Source organism: Hoylesella oralis ATCC 33269 (assembly GCF_000185145.2).
Lineage (GTDB): Bacteria > Bacteroidota > Bacteroidia > Bacteroidales > Bacteroidaceae > Prevotella > Prevotella phocaeensis.
This window is the reverse complement of the sequence record NZ_GL833119.1, coordinates 402,896-421,546: the sequence shown is the minus strand read 5'-3', so window position 1 is coordinate 421,546 and position 18,651 is coordinate 402,896. Positions and strand designations below refer to the sequence as shown.

General features: G+C 48.7%; 10 protein-coding genes. 1 reads left to right on the top strand and 9 read right to left on the bottom strand.

Going from position 1 to position 18,651, the window contains the following annotated elements; all coding sequences use genetic code 11:
* Positions 1-11: 11 nt before the first annotated feature.
* From HMPREF0663_RS04440 to HMPREF0663_RS04400, 9 genes are all read right to left on the bottom strand, one after another.
* Positions 12-1,313, bottom strand: a complete 1,302-nt coding sequence (locus HMPREF0663_RS04440; RefSeq protein WP_004369044.1) for an MFS transporter — start codon at positions 1,311-1,313, stop codon at positions 12-14.
* Positions 1,314-1,469: 156 nt separating this feature from the next.
* Positions 1,470-2,939 carry a glycosyltransferase family 2 protein gene (locus HMPREF0663_RS04435; protein ID WP_004369043.1) on the bottom strand — a complete coding sequence of 490 codons (1,470 nt, stop codon included), beginning with the start codon at positions 2,937-2,939 and terminating at the stop codon, positions 1,470-1,472.
* Positions 2,940-2,951: 12 nt separating this feature from the next.
* Entirely contained in the window at positions 2,952-4,811 is a 1,860-nt protein-coding gene (locus tag HMPREF0663_RS04430) for an outer membrane protein assembly factor BamB family protein (RefSeq protein WP_309545632.1), read from the bottom strand.
* A 50-nt stretch (positions 4,812-4,861) separates the two neighbouring features.
* On the bottom strand, positions 4,862-7,915 hold the full coding sequence (locus HMPREF0663_RS04425; protein WP_004369041.1) for a golvesin C-terminal-like domain-containing protein: 3,054 nt from the start codon (positions 7,913-7,915) through the stop codon (positions 4,862-4,864).
* 125 nt (positions 7,916-8,040) lie between these two features.
* Positions 8,041-9,747 (bottom strand): RagB/SusD family nutrient uptake outer membrane protein, encoded by a 1,707-nt coding sequence (locus HMPREF0663_RS04420; protein ID WP_004369040.1) that lies wholly within the window; start codon positions 9,745-9,747, stop codon positions 8,041-8,043.
* Positions 9,748-9,773: 26 nt separating this feature from the next.
* Positions 9,774-13,166, bottom strand: a complete 3,393-nt coding sequence (locus HMPREF0663_RS04415) for a SusC/RagA family TonB-linked outer membrane protein (RefSeq protein WP_016665406.1) — start codon at positions 13,164-13,166, stop codon at positions 9,774-9,776.
* 200 nt (positions 13,167-13,366) lie between these two features.
* On the bottom strand, positions 13,367-14,638 hold the full coding sequence (locus tag HMPREF0663_RS04410; RefSeq protein WP_231375175.1) for a transglutaminase-like domain-containing protein: 1,272 nt from the start codon (positions 14,636-14,638) through the stop codon (positions 13,367-13,369).
* 69 nt (positions 14,639-14,707) lie between these two features.
* On the bottom strand, positions 14,708-15,877 hold the full coding sequence (locus HMPREF0663_RS04405; protein WP_004369037.1) for a dipeptide epimerase: 1,170 nt from the start codon (positions 15,875-15,877) through the stop codon (positions 14,708-14,710).
* Between the two features lie 49 nt (positions 15,878-15,926).
* Entirely contained in the window at positions 15,927-16,940 is a 1,014-nt protein-coding gene (locus tag HMPREF0663_RS04400; RefSeq protein WP_016665405.1) for a C40 family peptidase, read from the bottom strand.
* A gap of 470 nt (positions 16,941-17,410) precedes the next feature.
* Here HMPREF0663_RS04400 and HMPREF0663_RS04395 point away from each other — a divergent pair, with 470 nt between their 5' ends.
* Positions 17,411-18,628, top strand: a complete 1,218-nt coding sequence (locus HMPREF0663_RS04395) for a leucine-rich repeat domain-containing protein (RefSeq protein WP_159430519.1) — start codon at positions 17,411-17,413, stop codon at positions 18,626-18,628.
* Positions 18,629-18,651 lie beyond the last annotated feature (23 nt).

Sequence of the window (18,651 nt, the reverse complement as noted above, 5' to 3'; positions counted from 1 at the left end):
TATGTTTATTATTATTCGTTATACGGCCCATACTCTTCGGTATCCTCCTCTTTAGGTAAATCAAGCCGTATAAAGAGGCATACGAGGATGGTAACAAGGCAGGTACTCATTACGAAAAGGAAGAAATTCTGATATCCGATGCACTCCTGAATGGCGCCCGAAACCATGCCGGCCAAGTTTCCCAAGGCCATCAGTCCTGTACAGAACGCGTAATGGGCAGTCTTGTGAGCGCCTTCGGAGAACTCCATTAAGTAAAGCATATAGGCAGTAAAGCCGAATCCGTAGCCGAACTGTTCGATGAAAACGAAACCGTTGATCAGCCAGAAATCGGAAGGTTGCGCCATGCTCAGGTACACAAAAGCGCCACAAGAGAGCATGATAGAGCAGGCCATAGGCCAAAGCCAGCGTTTCAGACCGCCCTTGGCAATGGCTATTCCTCCGATGATACCGCCGGCAAGCAGACCTACAACACCGAATATGCCGTATATCCACCCCAGTTCTTCGGTAGAAATACCGAGTCCGCCGTTAGCTGTTCTGTCAAGCAAAAAGGGAGATATGATGCGTTGAAGCAATGATTCGGGCAGACGATAGAACAACATAAAGAAGACAGCCGGCAATACATATCTCTTTTTAAAGAATGTTTTGAAGGTTATAAGGAACTCCCGAAGCACGTCGTGGGCAGTTTTATGTCCCTCGCCCGCCACAGATACATCCGACGCAGGGTGCGGAAGAATGAAACGATGATACAGAAACATAAGCACCATAAAACCGGCTGTGATGAAATAAGTAACTGTCCAAGAGAAACGGATGGTACCGATTTTCTCGAGCCAACCGGCAACTATCACCAACAGACCTTGACCTACCACCATTGAAACGCGGTAGAACGTGGAACGGATGCCCACCCACAGTGCGCGTTCTTTCTCGTTCAGCGCCAGCAGATAGAACCCGTCGGCTGCAATGTCGTGGGTAGAAGAACTGAAAGCCAGCAGGAAAAAGATGGCCAGAGTGGCTTGGAAAAAGAAGCTCATGGGGATAACGAAGGCGATACCTGCCAGTCCGCAACCCATCAGGAACTGCATGGTAACGATCCACCAACGCTTTGTTTTAAAGATATCTACAAAGGGCGACCACAACGGTTTTATCACCCACGGCAGTCCGAAGAGCCCCGTCCAAAAGGTAATGGCGGCATTCGATATGCCCATCTTGGCATACATCACCACCGAGAGCATCATCACGGCGGCATAAGGCAACCCCTCTGTAAAGTATAGCGAGGGGATCCATACCCACAGCGATTTACGTTTATTATCGTTCATTCTAATACTTTGTTAATCAATATATCACAAATGGTTTTCTTAGGTATGGCATCTAAGTGACTTAGAATACCTATCTAAGGGCTTTAGATATACCATCTGTCTCGTTTAGATAGTATGTCTGTCTTTCATAACTATATAAAAGTTTCTTCCGACATTCTATCTTTTGTTCATCTTGATGCGTGCCTGAAGCTCCCAAGTACGTATGCGATCCTTGTATAGGTTGTTGCGGTTGTTCTTCTCGATGCTTAGTGCAGCGTCGGAATTATCATCCCATCGGCGGCAATTATAGAGCACATCGAAGATACGTCCTATCTGGTAACGGCGAGAAATGGCCAGTCCTAAGGCGTAATCTTCACCGTAATTCACGTTCGGGAGGTTGATTTCGCGCACCACAGGCGTAAAGAATGCGCGCGGTGCACCCAAACCATTGATGCGCAAGGCGTTGTTGCGGCCGTTGTCGGGTGTCCACTCTTTGTGGTCTATTTTGCCCGGCGGAAGCGTGTTGAGTTTGATGTCGGTCAGCATGTATGAGCCGATAATCATGGCACAGTTCTGTGTATAAAAGGCATCTACGATCTTCTGAAGCGTGTCGGGGCCTGAATATACGTCGTCGCTATCTAACTGAACAATGAACTTTCCGCACTTGGGATGATGGATAGCCATATTCCAACTGCCGCCCACACCGATGTCGTTGCGTGTGGGAATGATGTGTACAATGCGTTCGTCCGTATATTCTTCGATAGCTTCAGTGGTGCCGTCGGTGGAATGGTACTCCGGTCCGTTTTCTACAACGAATACGTTGAATTTGAACGTTGTTTGCTGACTCAACGCACTGTTGATGGCATCGCGAATGGTACGTACACGGTTGCGTACGGGTATCATTACGGTTGCCTCGTATTCGAAGCCCTTTTCATGTAGGGGAACATCGGCAAATGCCGGCGCCAGATAGCCGCCTACGTCTTTCAGATAGTCGGTGCAGGCCTGCTCCATCTCGATCTGCGAGGCACGGTTGCGCGGATCAACATAGTCGAACAGTTTCTCTCCCGTCTTTCGGTTGTCGAGTTCAATCTCCGAATAGAGGTATTCATTGATGTGAACGAAGTCTTCTTTCTCCGACAGTTTCAGTCTCAAGTCGTAGAAACCGGCTGCCTGATAATCGCCGGTCATACGTTGCGCAGCCTCTTTCAAGGCATCCGTGCGCAGGAGAACTACCGATCCGAAGTCGAAATCATCGCGAAGACTCCCCGTTTGATAGTCTATCACGGGCGCTTCGTTGCGTGTGCCGTCGGCAGTGGTTTGGTAATGATCGGCATACAGCATGCCCGCTCCGGTGGCTTCGGCAATCTGTATCATGCGGTTCAAGGCATAATATCCCATCTCCATGTATTGCTCTTTAAAGTACAACAGCGTGTAGGGAGCCTTGGCTTCAGCGGCGATCGCACGCATCGTGCGACTGCTTTTCAGCGTGTCGATGGTCAGCGTATCGCAGCCAGACGGCGCTTTGTCGGCACCAGTCTGCATTACTACGATGCGTGCCACCTCGTTCTGTTCTTTCAAACTGTGTATTGTCTTTGCCAATTCTTCTGCTCCTGCTATCGGCAAAAAGCAGTCTATCATTTGTTTCATGCGTTTGTATTTTTAGTTTTTATATATTCTTTCGTCTATTCTCAGTTTACCTATCAGGCCGTCTTCATTGGTGTAGAGCACTTCGGTCTTACTCAAAGGCACTACGGTGTTGATAAGCGTATTGCCTATTTTGTGTTTCCAGTACACGCGTCCGGTGCGGGCGTCTACGGCAAAGATGAGTCCATTCTTGGTTGAACTGAACACCACACCGTCTTTCTCGGTAAGCATAACGGTGGCATGTTCGTAGCCAAAGCCCACATTGGATGCCCATATTTCGTGAGCAGAGGGTGTGTCTGCGGCATAACATACTACGCTGTCTTGCATGGTTTTGGCATATATACGCCGCTTATCCGCCGAGAGTCCGATAGATTCGCGCACCTTGCTTTGATACGTTCTCCACAGCATATCGCCTGTACGGATATCGAGTGCCGTCATCGCACGCTCGGGATCGACGAGAAAAACCTTGTTATGAGCTTCGACAAGCCACACGGCTGCGGGCGAATAATGCATGCCTTTTTCGGCACAAGTTGTCCATTTCCACCGCAAGAAACCGCTCTGTTTGTCTAACGCATACACCGAATTGTCCCATGCACCGAACAACACAAGATCGTTAGTGACCAAGGGTTTTGTTTCTACATAGCCACGCACGTCGTGATTTTCCCATACGATACGGCCGTCGGTTACGTCGATGGCGCGGAATGTGCTGTCGCTGCCGCCGACGTATGCCACGTTTTTGTCCGTAGTAACTGCGCTGACAACCGGCCGTCGGGTGTGCACCTTCCAGCGCAATTTGCCGCTCGCGGCATCCACACCATAGATATTATCGTCGGCCGAACCGGCCACAACGACGCCTTTCCCGATAGCCGGAGTACCTATAATACGCCCTTCTGTTCGGTATGTCCACAGCTCCCGACCGTCTTTTTCGGTGTAGCAACTCAGTCTGCCGAGGTTATCTGCCACATACACCTTGCCTTTATAAGGTACGGGCGAGGAATATATTCCGGCGCGAGAAGCCACTTCCCACACTCTTTTTACGGCGGGATATTCTCGGTTGATGCTGAAATCAGGCCTCATGTCCGGCGATCCGGGCTTGGTATCGTAATAAGATTTTGTGAGCGAAATGGCTGTCCAACGGTAACGCGGATGCCCCACAGGATGGGTATATACGATCATCGAGTCGGCCGTAAGCTCGAACTCGTTATACTGACTGTAGTCGTTTCCTTGCTTTCTTAGATTGGTTATGCTGATAATACCGGGGATACCGTCGTAACTGAGATAGCTGTTTTTATGATAATGTCCGCCGATGAATGCCTTTACAGGGTAAATACGAACGGCATCAGTTACGTCGTTCCAATTGTCGGTATCTTGGGGTAACATCGGCATGTGAGTAACCAAGAACACCGGTTTGCCGTTCTTACCGTTCTTCTCTAATTCATTTTTCACCCAATCAATGTCTTCCGGCGGCACGTGCCCCAACGCCATACGCATCAGAGGACCACAGTTGAAACCCAGAAAGAGGTAGCCCTTGTGTTCGAACTTGAACCGTTCGTAACCGAAAATGCGCTTGAAATCCATGCATCCGCTCTCACTCCATTTCTGATCATGATTACCCATGATAATATAATAAGGTATCTTCAGTTTGTCTAACTCTTGCTTGGCAAGGATGAGAGAAGCCCTGTCGCCCTCGTCGGCAATATCGCCTGTCACGAGAACAAAGTCTAAATTATCGGTCGCATTGATTTGTTTAACGGAGTTACGCAGGTCTTCCGTCGCTGATGTTTCTTTCGCATTGATGTGAATATCGGTAAGCAAAGCGAAACGAAACGGTTCGCCTGCCATCGTTGGCAAGGCATGACAAGCCATTGCGCACATGGCTGCGAGCAGCACGTATGCCCGCAAATGTAGGATATATTTCTGTAAAGTCATTTCAGTAGGTATTGCAGTATCTTTTGCATGAGCATATCTCTATCGGCACTATCTGTTACGGCTTCGAATGGAAAACCGAGGACAACGGTGCGCCAGCGGTTGCTTTCGTTGCCGCCGAACACGATGCCTGCACTGAGATTATTCTCCGTATAACGGAACGCGGTATATGCACAAGCATCGGCAGGATCTATGGCATCGGGCGATTCAACCACGTATGAATCTTCGTTGGGCTTGTTATAATAGGTGAGATGCAACCGATCTTCCGTCAGCGGAGATGCTACGTAACGGATGTTTCCTTCGAGTGCGGCCCTGTTATCGCGCCACTTATACTTCAATATGCGCTGCGCAAAATCTTGATCTTCCTTATTTGCAGGGGCTACAGAGTTTTGCCACAGGTCGGTTCCCACATAAGAACCCGACACGAATATGCGTCCTCCGGCTTGGCAATAGCGCGTGAGTATCTGTTGCATGTCGGCATCGAAAGTCTTGAACCTTAGTGGTGTAACGCCGCCGCGCCCCATCTTCGACTGTTTTTGCTTGCCGAGGATAAGGTCTAAAGCGCAGTAATCGTCGGTGTTGAGAATATCTTTTGCGGTCAGTGCATCCCTGCTTACGGAGGCGAAGCTGTAGCCTGCTTTCAGGATGGCCGCACCATGCAAGGCAGGATAATCGAACGTGTTGCCGGCGATAACCATCTTTTCGTAGTTGCCATAGCTATCTCCGAAGCCGCTCGAATCGTCGTCTGTCCACGGTATAACGCGCCGGAACTCCTTCATCTTGCCCACATAGGTGATCATGTTGCGGTACGGAACGCCGTTATCTTGGTCGGCCAAGAAGCCTGCCTGCTCGTCATCGGCCGAACGGAAGTCGTCGGGAGCGCTGATACGATTAAAGCCATTGACCACCAGAACGGGCTTTGTTTGGGCGGCAGACGATATGCCTACTGAGAGTATTTCCGACGGGAAACTCTCTCCCCCCTTGTTAATGGCCGTAATCTTAAAGCTGACTACTTGGTCTGCAGGTATCTTGCAAGTGTAACTGTTCTTCTTTACAACCACGCCATTGTCGAAATCCGTGTCGCCTACACGTGTATATACGATGTATTTTTCGGCCTTGGCAGTGGGCTCGAGCGAGTCGGTTACGGCTTGCCAAGAGAGCGTTACCTCGTTCTTTTCCTTCAGTATGGCTGCGAAATGGCTTACGGGCAATGGCTGCACCACGTAGTCGTAGCCATACTCATCGCTTAGGAAACGGAGAATACCTTTATAGACAGCGCGGCTTACAGTGAAGTGGAAACGCGGATCGAGCCCATACCTCATGTCGGCAAAGTTATTGTGCGATAGCAGTTCGAGCAGCATGGCAGGCACACGGGGCGTCCATGCTTCGAAGTAACGGCTGTTCCACATGCCGCGTCGAGTCCACTTGGGTTCGTAAAGGGTGCGTATGTCGTTCGTGATGCTCGTCAGTACAAGGTCGCATAGGTCGCGGTTGGCGTCGCGCGATGTGCCGTCGGCATATTTGCCGTTATAGGCATCTGTCTGGTATATACCCAGTGTCCCGATGATAGAGTCGCCGTAAACACAGCCGGCATCGCTATGGAACGCGAGCGACAGGTCGACGGGGATGCCCAGTCCCTTGGCATCGGGAACGGCCTTGGTTCCGCCGGCGAGGTAGTTCACCCATATACCCCGACATTTATAGTCATCGGTGTAATCGTTCTTACCATGGCTCGGCGAGTATATACTGTCGGGTATTCCGGCCCACTGAAGCCAATAGCGTGCCGCCTCTTCGAAGCGCGGATAACCGCTTACTTCGTAAGGATAATCGATCTTAGGCTGACAGGCATTGCGCGGCAGACGGTCGTTTTTTCGTGTGGATTTCATATTGGTAGCGATGCTGTCGCCATCGGTTCGGCGGGCAATATTGCCCATGCCGCCGCCGAACCTTACGGCATCGGCGGTAACGATCTGCCCCGCTTTCTTCGACAGGTTGGTAAGTTCCACCCGCCCTTTTGTACCTTTATCGAACATAAAGGTGCCAAGGTACACCCATGTACCGCCGCCCATAGTCTGGTTAACGGTAAAGGTAGTTTTGCCGCCCTTATGGTATACGGTGTAAGAAGCGCCATCTGTGCTGTTTATTTGGGTATTGTAAGCCACATAGACGGCATACCTGTGCGTCTTAGGTATATCGGGTATCCAAGCTATGGTGCCGGCCTCGCTCGGCTTGGTTACGGTTTCGGCTTCGCGATAGGTACCGTCTGTGAAGGGATTTTCGAAGTCTTTGTACTGTTCTTTTGTGTAGGCAAAGCCTTTGTCACGACCGGTTTGCCACGGCCGGCTGCCGTTCTGCTCGCGGTAGGTCGACGTTGCGGCAAGGGCGCCGTCGTTGTCTACAATGACTTCGTAGGGGTTCGCGTCTCGTTCGCGGGGTGTCATAACGATGGCTCCCGCATTTTCGAGCATCGGAATAAGATAAGGAACGACGTAGGTCTGGGTATATTTATCCTCGACAGTCTGGAACAATCGGGCTCGTTGCCATTCCCAACGTGCCAGTCCTTGCTCGTAATACCAGCCATGACTCTGCCACATAGCGATGTGTCTTCCATATAATCCCCGCGTTGGTTTATACGGACGATCGAGATTTCGGGTAAGCGGAATACCGGCAGGATAGGTAAACGCCGGTCGTTTTTCTCGCTTCGACAGTGTTATACGGGGGATGAGCGTGCGCAGTTCGTGCCCATCGGTAACGATTTTTACGGCTTTATCGGCAAACCGTTGTGCCAAAATCTGCCCCACGGCATGGGTGATACTTTGGTAATTGCTGTCGCGTATGGGAATGTCTTGCAGGTTATCGTTTACGTAGAGCGTAAGCGTGTCGCCGTCGACAGCGGTAGAGTCTATTTTTATAACGCCGGCACGTATGCCTTTGGCATGGTCGTTCAGAATTTTCTCTATGCTTTTTTTCTCGTCTTGGTTAAGGCTTTGCGCCTTTGAAAACGCGGGGAAAAGCAGCCCGGCTATCATGAGATGTAAAAATAGAGCTCTCATCTTTTTCTTATTTACGCAGTGCAGAATGGTCGTAAATTATTTTTAATGTGGATAAAAGCTACCGGAGTTTTACTAAAACTCCGGTAGCGTGATTAATATGGGAATGAATGGAAACAGTGTGACATTTACTCCCAGTTGGGGTTCTGTCCGGTTTCCGGGCTCAATGTAAGCTGATTTGTCGGTACCGGATATAAATAATATTTATTCCTATAGGTACGTGTAGCCGTTGTTCCGATGATGTATTTGTCTGCATCCAATGCTACCTCACAGTTGGTTACATTACTCAGATTGGCACCACGATTGATGTTTGGGTAGGTATTGCTGTCGAGTTTGTCGAGCTGATGCCAACGTATGATGTCCCAATAACGATACCAATTGTCTGTCATCAGTTCGCAACGGCGGCAACGACGTATCTCCCAAAGCAGATTGCTTACGCCCATATTGTTGGCCGGATCGGCAGCCGGAGACGTTGTGAGGTTAGGTAATCCGGCACGACTCATTAGCAAATTGACGGTTTTATCTAAGTCGTCGTTGGTGATGGTGCCTAACTCAGCCTTGGCTTCAGCCTCGTTTAACAAGATTACAGCATACCAGTACAGCGGAGCATCGGTATAACCGGTGTTCGTATTCGTGCGGTAATAGGTTTCCAGAGTAAGGTTGTCGTATTTGCGGATGGTATATCCGGTAGACGAAGTCATCAAGGCTGATCCCGACGCTCCTCCGTCATTGTTGAGACGGGCCCATCCATGACCTTTGAAACATACGATGGAATCGACGAGTACGGAGAGTCTCTTGTCGCGTACAGACAGCATTTTACTAATGGAATAGTCGCCTTTCGCATTGAGTACAGCTTTGTCGTCGGTGCTGAGAGTGGTCGTTGCTTTGGGCTTTCCGTCTGTAAAGAGGAAGGCATCGATAGCATCCCGTGAGATACCTCTTTGCTCGGTAGAACTGCAAGTGTAGTCTATCGTGCCGTGCATCACCAAATCCTTTTCATAATTACGGTAGAAGATGATTTCATTACAGCTGCCGAGCGCCAGCGAATTGTATATCTCTCCATAGTTGGAGGTGAGCCCGAATTTTCCAGAAGACATGATGGCTTCTGATGCAGACACGCACTCCTGCAGATATTTCTTGGCACGGGTTTCATCGGGAGCCTTGCCGTTATCGGCCAATGTGCGGTACCTGCAATAAGTGCCTTCGTACAGACAAATATCGCTCTTCATGGCCTGTGCCATCTCTTTACTCCATGCTGTTTTGTCGCTTACCGAGTTTAGATTTGCGATAGCATAGTCCAAATCGTTGAGTACAGAGTCCATCACCACGTCGCGGTCGGTACGTTTTCCGTATATTTTCGTATCCTCCGGATCGGTAATTACTTCGTCCAACCATTGAACATCTCCGTACTCACGAACCAATTGGTAGTACTCCCATGCTCTGTTGAGTCTGCCCACAGCCATGTAATATGCCTTGTTAGAAAGCGTAGATGCAGCTAACCCTTGTATCATATAGTTGATGCGACGTACTTCTTGGAACTTGCCGGTCCAGTCGCTTGTCGTAGCCGGCACGGTTACATAGTCCCAATTGTCGAATGTAGGGCTTACTTGATCGTCTGACAAGCTCATGAAATAAAACCATCCGGCGCCTCCGTTCTGACTGAAACCTATATAATTCGTGTAAAATCTATTGCTGTAACTTTCCACGTTGTTCGAATTGTTCCAGAACACAGGAGTATTGCTTAGTTGGTCACGGGGCGACTTGTCAAGCATGTCATCGCAACCGGTTAATAGAAATACAGCGATTGCGAAAGTATATAATATTGATTTTTTCATAGTGTTGTTCTTTTATGTTTGATAACTTAGAAAGTAACTTGCAGACCTACAGACCAACTGCGTGTGATAGGATATGTACGTCCCCACGTGCCGTAGGAAAGAGAACCTTGACCGGTATTTACCTCGGGATCGACGGGTAAATCGCCGCTGCCTTTATGGAGCAAACATAAGTTGTCCACGCTTCCATAGATACGTAGTTTCTGAATATAGACTTTCTTGGTGAGCCATGTCGGCATCGTGTAGCCTAATGTAATGTTCTTGAGGCGCAGATAAGACATATCTACCAAGTATTTTGTTTGCGGATAATAGTTGTGGCATCCGCCTATAGCTGCAAGACCGGATACGTTGCCGGCGCCTTCATTGCCCGGGTACAAACATGGGAAAGCATTGCTTTCGCTGATGTTTACTATATTATTGTCGGGATCATATACGTTATAGCTGGTTTGGTGAGAATATATAGCTAAATCGGCTGAACGCATTTCGGGGAATGCAAAGGAAGAACGTGTCCACATATCGCGCTTTCCTACACCTTGGAAGAATAGGTCGAGATCGAATCCTTTATATGTGCCGCCGACATGGAAGCTGTATTCGTAACGCGGAAGTGTGTTTCCTATCACTTTCAAGTCGCCATGATCATCGGCAGTTCCCTTACCGCCGTTGATCACGCCGTCACCATTCAGGTCTTTAAACTTAATATCACCGGGGCCATAGACAAAGTTATCGGTTTGGATGCCTGTTTGGTCGGCCACCCCTGCCTTATATTTCCATGAGCCGTCAGCATTCTTTCCATCGAAGTCGTTTTCCGTGAAGTAACGCTCCGTTTCGAAGCCCCAAATGTCTCCCCAGTTCTCTCCTGCATATGCATAAGTCTTAGCATTAGCATCGGTAACGATACCTCCTGTATGGCCAATAACCTTGGATGTGTTGTTCCACTTGGTAACCTTTACTTTAGAATCTCCTATGCTGAAGTTTGCATAAAGGCCGAGGTCTTTGTTGATTTGTTTACGCCAGTTGAGCGATATTTCCCAACCACGTGAACGGAGTTCGCCGGCATTAGAATAAGGAGCGTTGGCGCCTACGCTGGGCGGGAGTGCCGTACCGGGAGCAAGCATATCCTTAGTAGTACGCTGATACCAGTCGGCTGTAAGAGTAAGTTCGTCGTTGAGGAAACCGAGATCGAGGCCGATATCGAACGAATGTATACGTTCCCATGTGAGTGTAGGAGATACCCAATCGGGCATGCCGAATTGATTTACTTTTGTACCCGAACCATTCAGCCAATAAAGTTTGTCTGTTGCAATCGGACTGATGGTAGAAACAAACATCCAGTCTCCTACGGCTTCATTGCCTATTTCACCGTAAGAGAGGCGCAATTTACCGTTCGATACGTATTGATGAAGGTCTTTCCAATAAGGTTCTTCGGTAAAACGATAACCGGCAGATATCGATGGGAAGAACGCCCAACGGTCGCCCTCAGGGAAACGTGAGGAACCATCGTATCGTCCGTTCAGTTCCAATAGGTAAATTCCTTTATAATCATAATTGATACGCCCGAAATAACCAGCCGATGCACGGTCGCCTGTTTCCGAGTCTATCGCTGCCTTTGTCATATCTCCATAGGCAAGATTAAGTTCGGGATAGTTCTCATCATACAACTGTGTCCGCATGGCTGAAAAGTTATCCGACTTATAATTTTCGCCGTTAATACCTACCATTACGTTCAGGTTATGGGCATCCTTCCACGTGTGGGCATAGTTTATATAAGCGTTGGCAGTCCAACGGTTGTTCTTAGTATTCCATCGTGTAACGGAAGTCTCTGATTTCTGAACAATGTAGGTAGGAGCAGTTCCCGTCCAATTCATGCCATATACACTGTGGTCGCTCGACTTATAATTGTAGTTGTCGATATCGAATGTGTAGTCTACATTCAGTGTAAGATCTTTTGTGATATTGGCTTTGGCGTAGGCACTCATGCTAAGTCTGTCGTGTACAGTAATCTTTCGTGCGGCTTGTTTCTGTATGGCAATCACTCGATAATCATATTCTGTGCCGTCTGCAGTTCTCATTATTCCCGATGGAATGAAGAACGAACCCCATCGCCACAGATATTGATAGATATTATTCCATGTATCCGGGCGACTCATGTGACGGCTTGTAAAGTTGAAGCGGGCCCCAATAGCCAGCCAATCGGTAACGTCTGTCTTGATATTGAGTAAAGCATTGTATCTGTTACGTTGCCCGGGATTGAACTTCATAACGTCTTCCTTGCTATCGTATCCGAACGAAGCATAGAATGTAGTATTCCCGCTTGCGCCCGACAGAGATATATTATGACTCTGCGAAGGTGCCGCATTGTTGTACCATATCTTACGGATATCGTAGTCTGCATAGTAGAAAGGTTGCCCGTTAATAAAGGCATAATCACCCACATCGCTGTCGCTTTGATAAGGACGCATCACGCTGTAACCTTTCTTACCTCCGTTCTGTTCCTGCCATTTCTTAGCATAAGGTAACAGCTGATCGAAATACATACCGAAGAGCTCTACGGAACCTGATCCGGCTCGAGCCTTAGCCGATATGGCTGCCTGAAGCTGTGTAGGAACATCAGGGTAGTCGGGTAAGTAAGTTGAACAATCCCAAGCGAAGCGAGCATCATACTTTATAGAGACGCGATCGCTCTTCTTTGCCTGCTTTGTTGTAACGAGAATTACGCCGAAGGCAGCGCGGCTACCGTAAATAGCAGACGAAGCTGCATCTTTTAATACGGATATCGTGGCGATATCGTTGCCATTGATCATGGAAAGATTGTCTACAGGTACGCCGTCTACAACAATCAAGGGTGATGAATTCTGACTATTCGAAAGCGTGCCCAACCCACGAATACTAATCGACGGAGTGCCGTCTATATCGCCGCTGGTATTCAGGATGGTGAGCCCGGGAACAGCGCCTTGCAACGCTTTGGTTACATCCTGTTCCGGACGACTTGCGAGTATTTTGTCCAAATCTACATTGGCTACAGCTCCTGTAAGGTTCACTTTCTTCTGTTGTCCGTACCCTACAACCACGACTTCATCCAAAAGTGCATTGTCGTTTTGCAGTACAATCTGCAGATTTTCTTTAGCTTTAACGGTTACAGTTTTATAACCAAGGAATGTAATTTTGAGCTTTGCATCGCTTGCAGCCTTAAAAGAGAATTTACCATCGATGTTGGTAGCACTGCCACGGTTAGAACCTACCTCCATAACACTTACACCGACAAGAGGTTCGCCCTGCTCATCAACGACGGTACCCGTTACGTCTATGGTAGATTTACTTTCATTTACGATTTGTGGACTTGGGGATGCATGCATATATGCAAGGCTCCCGGTTACACCACTTGAGAGAAATAGTGCCCCTATAAGGACAAGTCGTTTTTTCATAAGCGATTTTTTAAAGTTATACATTATTTGATATGGTGTCCGTATTTGTGTCTTTGTTTTTCCGTGTGGCAACCGTTTTGTGTTGTTTTTGCTTACGGTTATTTATTTTCATTAGGCCATAGAAACATAGACACCTCGCTGCAAAGATTGCTAATTTATTTTGAATTACCAAGGAATTTTAAAAGTTTTTTAAAGGAAGACTATGAAATTGTTTCTGTTTCCATATCCCAGTTCCACCGGTCGAAGTACAGGTTACCGTCGTCCCATTCTACTTCTCCGCGTTGAAAGTCTACCGTTTCGCTGCGCGGGAAGTGCTTTTCGGGCCATAAGGGCATGCCGAAATCAGAATTGACCACCATGCGCCACGAGTCTATTCCGCCAAGGAAAAACCAACGCTCCTGCTCGTTGGCGGCGTAAGACGGCATGCCGAACGACATGTCTACGGGCACCCATCCTATGCCTTCGAAGTAAATTTCGCCCCAATCGTGCAGGTTTTCGCTGCCCGGATGCATCATGAAACCGCTTTCGAAGTGTGCCGGAATACCGCTGATACGGCAGAGCGTGAGAAACAGCAATGTTACCTGTCCGCAGTCGCCGTGGTGATTTTCCACCACATATTCGGGAATGTTCTCGATCGTAGAATACTCTCGTGCCGACGCCCACGGGAAGTTAGCGTCGATCCATGCAAAGATTTTCTTCGCTTTCAGCAGCGGATTCCTCTCACCACGGGTAAGACTGTCGGCGATATGTCGCAGCCGCGGCGTGAACAGAATGTGCCGGTCGCGCTCCGAGGTGTATCTCTTATATAATAAGGTGTGCGTATCATACGGTTTTATCTGCTCGGGTTGCAGATCATACCAGCACCCTTTAGAGGCATATTCAAACGTCTCTCGAAACACCGTGGGCTTACCTTTTTCGGCTTTTTTCTCCATATACAGGGTGGAATGGGCACAGCTCTCGGGAGAACGTTTGTAACTCTTTTCAGACGTGCTCAGCAGTTTTACGTCGGTTTGCCGTGCCATATCCGTGCGTGGAAAGGGCAACCAACAGCGAATGATATGCCCTGCAGGCACGGCATCCGCCTCTACTGTCAGCGTATAAGTCACGCGGTGTCGTTTTGTTTCGGCCATCCGTAGGCCGTCTTTCGGTGCATTTCTGATGATCAGCGGCACGTTTTCCTTATCTACCTCTTCTGAACCATCCGTCTTTATACCGTCTTTCGCTGCTTTGATGCGGGCGCATTCGCGGTCTATGCGGAACAGATTGGGCGCCGCGTTGTGGAAATAACGCTTCTTACCGTCGATAACCATCGTTTCCAGAGCCTTTGTCTGTTCCCATCGGTTCATCTGTTCGTCGGTTACGTCCGGTATGTATTTCCGGATATAGGCTTTTACCTCATCGCGGCTTTTGTTGAAGTCTATCAGCAGTCGGTGGTGCAGATCGGCGGGTTGCAACTGCGCTTCGGCAGCCATGAAACAACTCAAGAATGCGAGCGTAAGAACGATATGTAGGCGATAGTGTGTCATCATAAAGTCGGTGAGTTATACTTTCGATGATGTTTTCACTATACCAATGCCCGGACGATCGGGCAGCGTAATCTTTCCTTTCACTACTTCCATGCCTCTGAAACGGTCGTTTGCGATGAGCAGGTTACCGTCCAAGTCGGCGAAGTCTACGGCCGGAGACAGCTGAGCCGCAGCACTTACGGCGCACGAAGTTTCCGTCATGCAGCCCACCATGACCTTCATACCGATGGCACGTGCATAGTTCAGCATCTTCCAAGCCTCGCGCATGCCCGTACATTTCATAAGTTTGATGTTGATACCCGAATAGGCTCCCTCCACGTCTTTGATGTCTTTCAGGCGTTGTATGGCCTCATCGGCGAAGATAGGCAGCGGACTTTGCTGCGTTATCCATGCAATGTCGTCCTTTTGTTCTTTAGGCATGGGCTGTTCCACCATCACGATACCGCGCTCTTTCAGCCAGTATATCATGTCGAGAGCCATCTGCCGGTCTTTCCATCCTTGGTTTACGTCTACGGCAATCGGTAGTTTTGTCACCTCTCGAATGGTTTCTATCAGCTCTTTATCGTTGTCGCGCCCCAGCTTTACCTTTAATATATTGAACCTGTCGGCACATTCGCGCGTTTTCTGACGTACCACCTCGGGCGTGTCGATACCTATGGTAAAGGTGGTAGAAGGCGCTTTAGCCTTGTTAAGTCCCCATATTTTGTACCACGGAGCGCCGAGCAGCTTGCCTACAAGGTCGTGCAAAGCGATGTCGATGGCCGCTTTGGCTGCCGTATCTCCCACGGATAAGCCGTCTACATAGCTCAATATGTCTTCTAACTGGAACGGATCGTTGAATTGGCCAAGGTCTACTTTCTTTAAAAACGCCGTAACACTCGCCACCGACTGCCCGAGATATTGCGGCATAGAGGCCTCTCCGTAGCCCGTAACGCCGTCGTATGTAATCTCTAACTGTACGTCGGGAGTGGTCGAGCGCGAGTAAGAAGCCACGGTAAACACATGGCGCAACTTCAATTCATAGGGGAAGAAGTTCATCCGGAGTTTGCCTCCGTGACCGGTTTTCCGGTTGATATTGACCATCGGTAGCACCATCTTGCCGATGGCATCGGCCTTGTTAATCGGAACCGCCGCGCCAAGCGTGGCCAATGTAGCCTTTTTCAGAAACTCTCGTCTGGTACTCATGGTTGTTTTTCTTATTTAAGATATGCGTCGGTTTTGTGTCGACCGGTAGTTATTTGTAATACGCATTGCGGTCGGTGGTGCTCATTCCGTCCACCTTATTTATATATGGCAGCACCCGTTGCGCCCACAACAGCCGGTTCAAGTCGTACTCATCGTACTCCTTATCCTGCGGGTTGAAGCTGCTTATATGCACGAAACCGAGCGAATGGATGAACTTCTTGTTGCCGAGATAGATACCCACATGGCTTACATGGGGCTTGCCTGTTTCCTCATCACGCGAGCCGAAGAACACCAAGTCGCCGGCCATAAGGTTGCCGAAGTCGGGGGCTATCTCCAAATGTTCGCCTTTGTAAGCCTGCTGTGAGGCATCTCTGGGGATAACGATGTCGTGCATCAGCAGCGTTGTGCGCACGAAACCGCTGCAATCCACCCCCTTTGTACTCGTGCCGCCCCACATATACGGCAGCCCTATAAGGCGCTTGGCAGAGGCTATGATGCTTGCTGCATTGCGTTTAACAGTTCTGCGCCACGCTCTTATCTCCTGCCCGTTGCGCACATGCAGATAGCCTTTGCGCCCGTCGGGATAGGCCACATGGAAGAATGTTCCCTGTTTTCCGAGCAGTTTCAGGCGGTCTCCGGCCACTACGTCGCTTACGGTTTGTGCTCTTGCATCGGGCCTCTCGTGCACGAAAGCATAAAGGGCGGTCACCATAACCTGCCCGCCCGTGTTCCATGCAGCGAGCTCTGTGCGGGTTACCTGTCGTACCGTCTGCGCCAATACCCACGACTCATAATCGTCGGGCGTGGTAACTTGCAGCCATGCACCGCTCTTTCGGTTCACGCGCAGGGGCATGCCGAGTAATGCCTGCGATGCCTGTCCCGCATCGTAATCGGCAGCCTGTCGCAAATTGCACACCGATATGTTCACGATAGCCCAATCGTCTGTTGCCGAGGGGTCGGCCGTCTGGGCGGTCGAGGCACATGCTTCGCCGATGACAAGCAGTAAAGCAATGCAAGAAAAAATGGCTCTTTTCGGGCAATATCTTTTGTGTAAGATTATCATATTGTGTTCTTTTGCGAATGTTAGATAAGTTGTATAGTTTTAGGTCTTTCATGGCCTATGCCTCGTAGAAAGGCGGTGCCAAATTACAAATAAATTCGCATACGGCAAAGAAAAAGAATGAAAAGATGCAGCAGCCCTTACGGATTAAGGGTTAAAGACGGGTGTTTAACGGCGTTGTTGTCGGGGAGTAGCTTTTGTAAGTTCAACTCCTTGCGTAAACATGCTTATTGTCAACCGCCCATAGATGGTACTTGTGTTGATGGTAAACCATCTATGTATTCGCCTTAAGTGTATGGTCTGTCAGCGTTAAATGTTGAAAATAATCGCCTTAGGCATATCGTATGTTTATAGAGTTTTATTATATTTGCACTGCTATGCCGGTTGCAAGGAACCGGTAAACCGACGCAATGAATATATTTAATGATCTATATTGCAGGGATATAAAACAACCATTCCAATACTGTTTGCACATGAAAATGAATATACTCATAGTTGCTTGCCTGCTTACGGCCCTGTCTTCAGCGGCACAATACAGAGAACTTACGGTTACAACGGCAGGCTCTTTGCCCGATATGATCCCCCTGTCGGAGAAATATACCATTACCGAACTGAAGCTGAAAGGCCAACTCAACGGTACCGACTTTAGGTTCTTGCGCGAAATGGCGGGAGCAGATGTACAATCGGAACCTACGAATGGCAAACTTAAGAGCCTCGATTTAACCGATTGCAGGATAGTAAGAGGGGGAGAACCTTATTTGGGTATGAACCTTATAACACGAACCGACACCGTTACACGTACTCTCTTTCAACATTGTACGGCGCTTGAAGTGCTCAAACTTCCGTCTACTGTGAAGGTTATAGAAACGTTCGGATTGGGCGAAGTGCCGCATCTGAAAGCGATCGAGGTACCCGCTTCGGTTACCGAAATAGGCGTCGGCGCATTTTGGAAATGTGCCGATTTGGAAACAGCGGTACTGCCCGATGAGCTTACAACGATATCTCACGATGCTTTCAGGTATTGTTATAAGCTGCAGAATGTACATATACCGGCGAAAGTTGCCGCAATTAAAAGCTATGCTTTCGAGGGTTGTAAGAGCTTGAAGAACATTGTGTTGCCCGAAGGCCTTAAAATGTTGGGTAATAGCGTGTTCGCCAATTGCGAGTCTTTGGAGCATGTAAATCTGCCAAGTTCATTGGATGGCATCGGTAACGGACTGTTCAGAAATACGTCTATCACCGAAATAACGGTGCCGAAAAGCATTACCGATCTTAGCGAACAGACTTTCTGTGACTGCAAGAAATTGCAGAAAGTGAACATACTCGGCGAAGTCGGAGAATTCGATGGGAACCTCTTCGACGGTTGCGAGGCATTAAAAGAATTGCATGTTGCATCGTCTGTTCCTCCCATTGTGGGAGTTTTCACCTTTAGGTATGTCGATTATGACAGCTGCGCCGTGTATGTAAAAGAACCGTCGTTGCCGAGTTATCGTGCTGCATGGGATTGGAACCGGTTTAAGAACCTGCAGGCAGAAAGCGGAACCACGGCGGTTATGCCTGCTGCAACGGTGAAAGAGGCAACAGAGGTAGCACGTTTTTCGATGGATGGAAGTAGGATAAACCGTCCGATTAGCGGGATTAATATCGTAAAGATGAGCGACGGAAACGTGAAGAAAGTATTTGTTGAATGAACAAATATCATTCTTTAAAACAT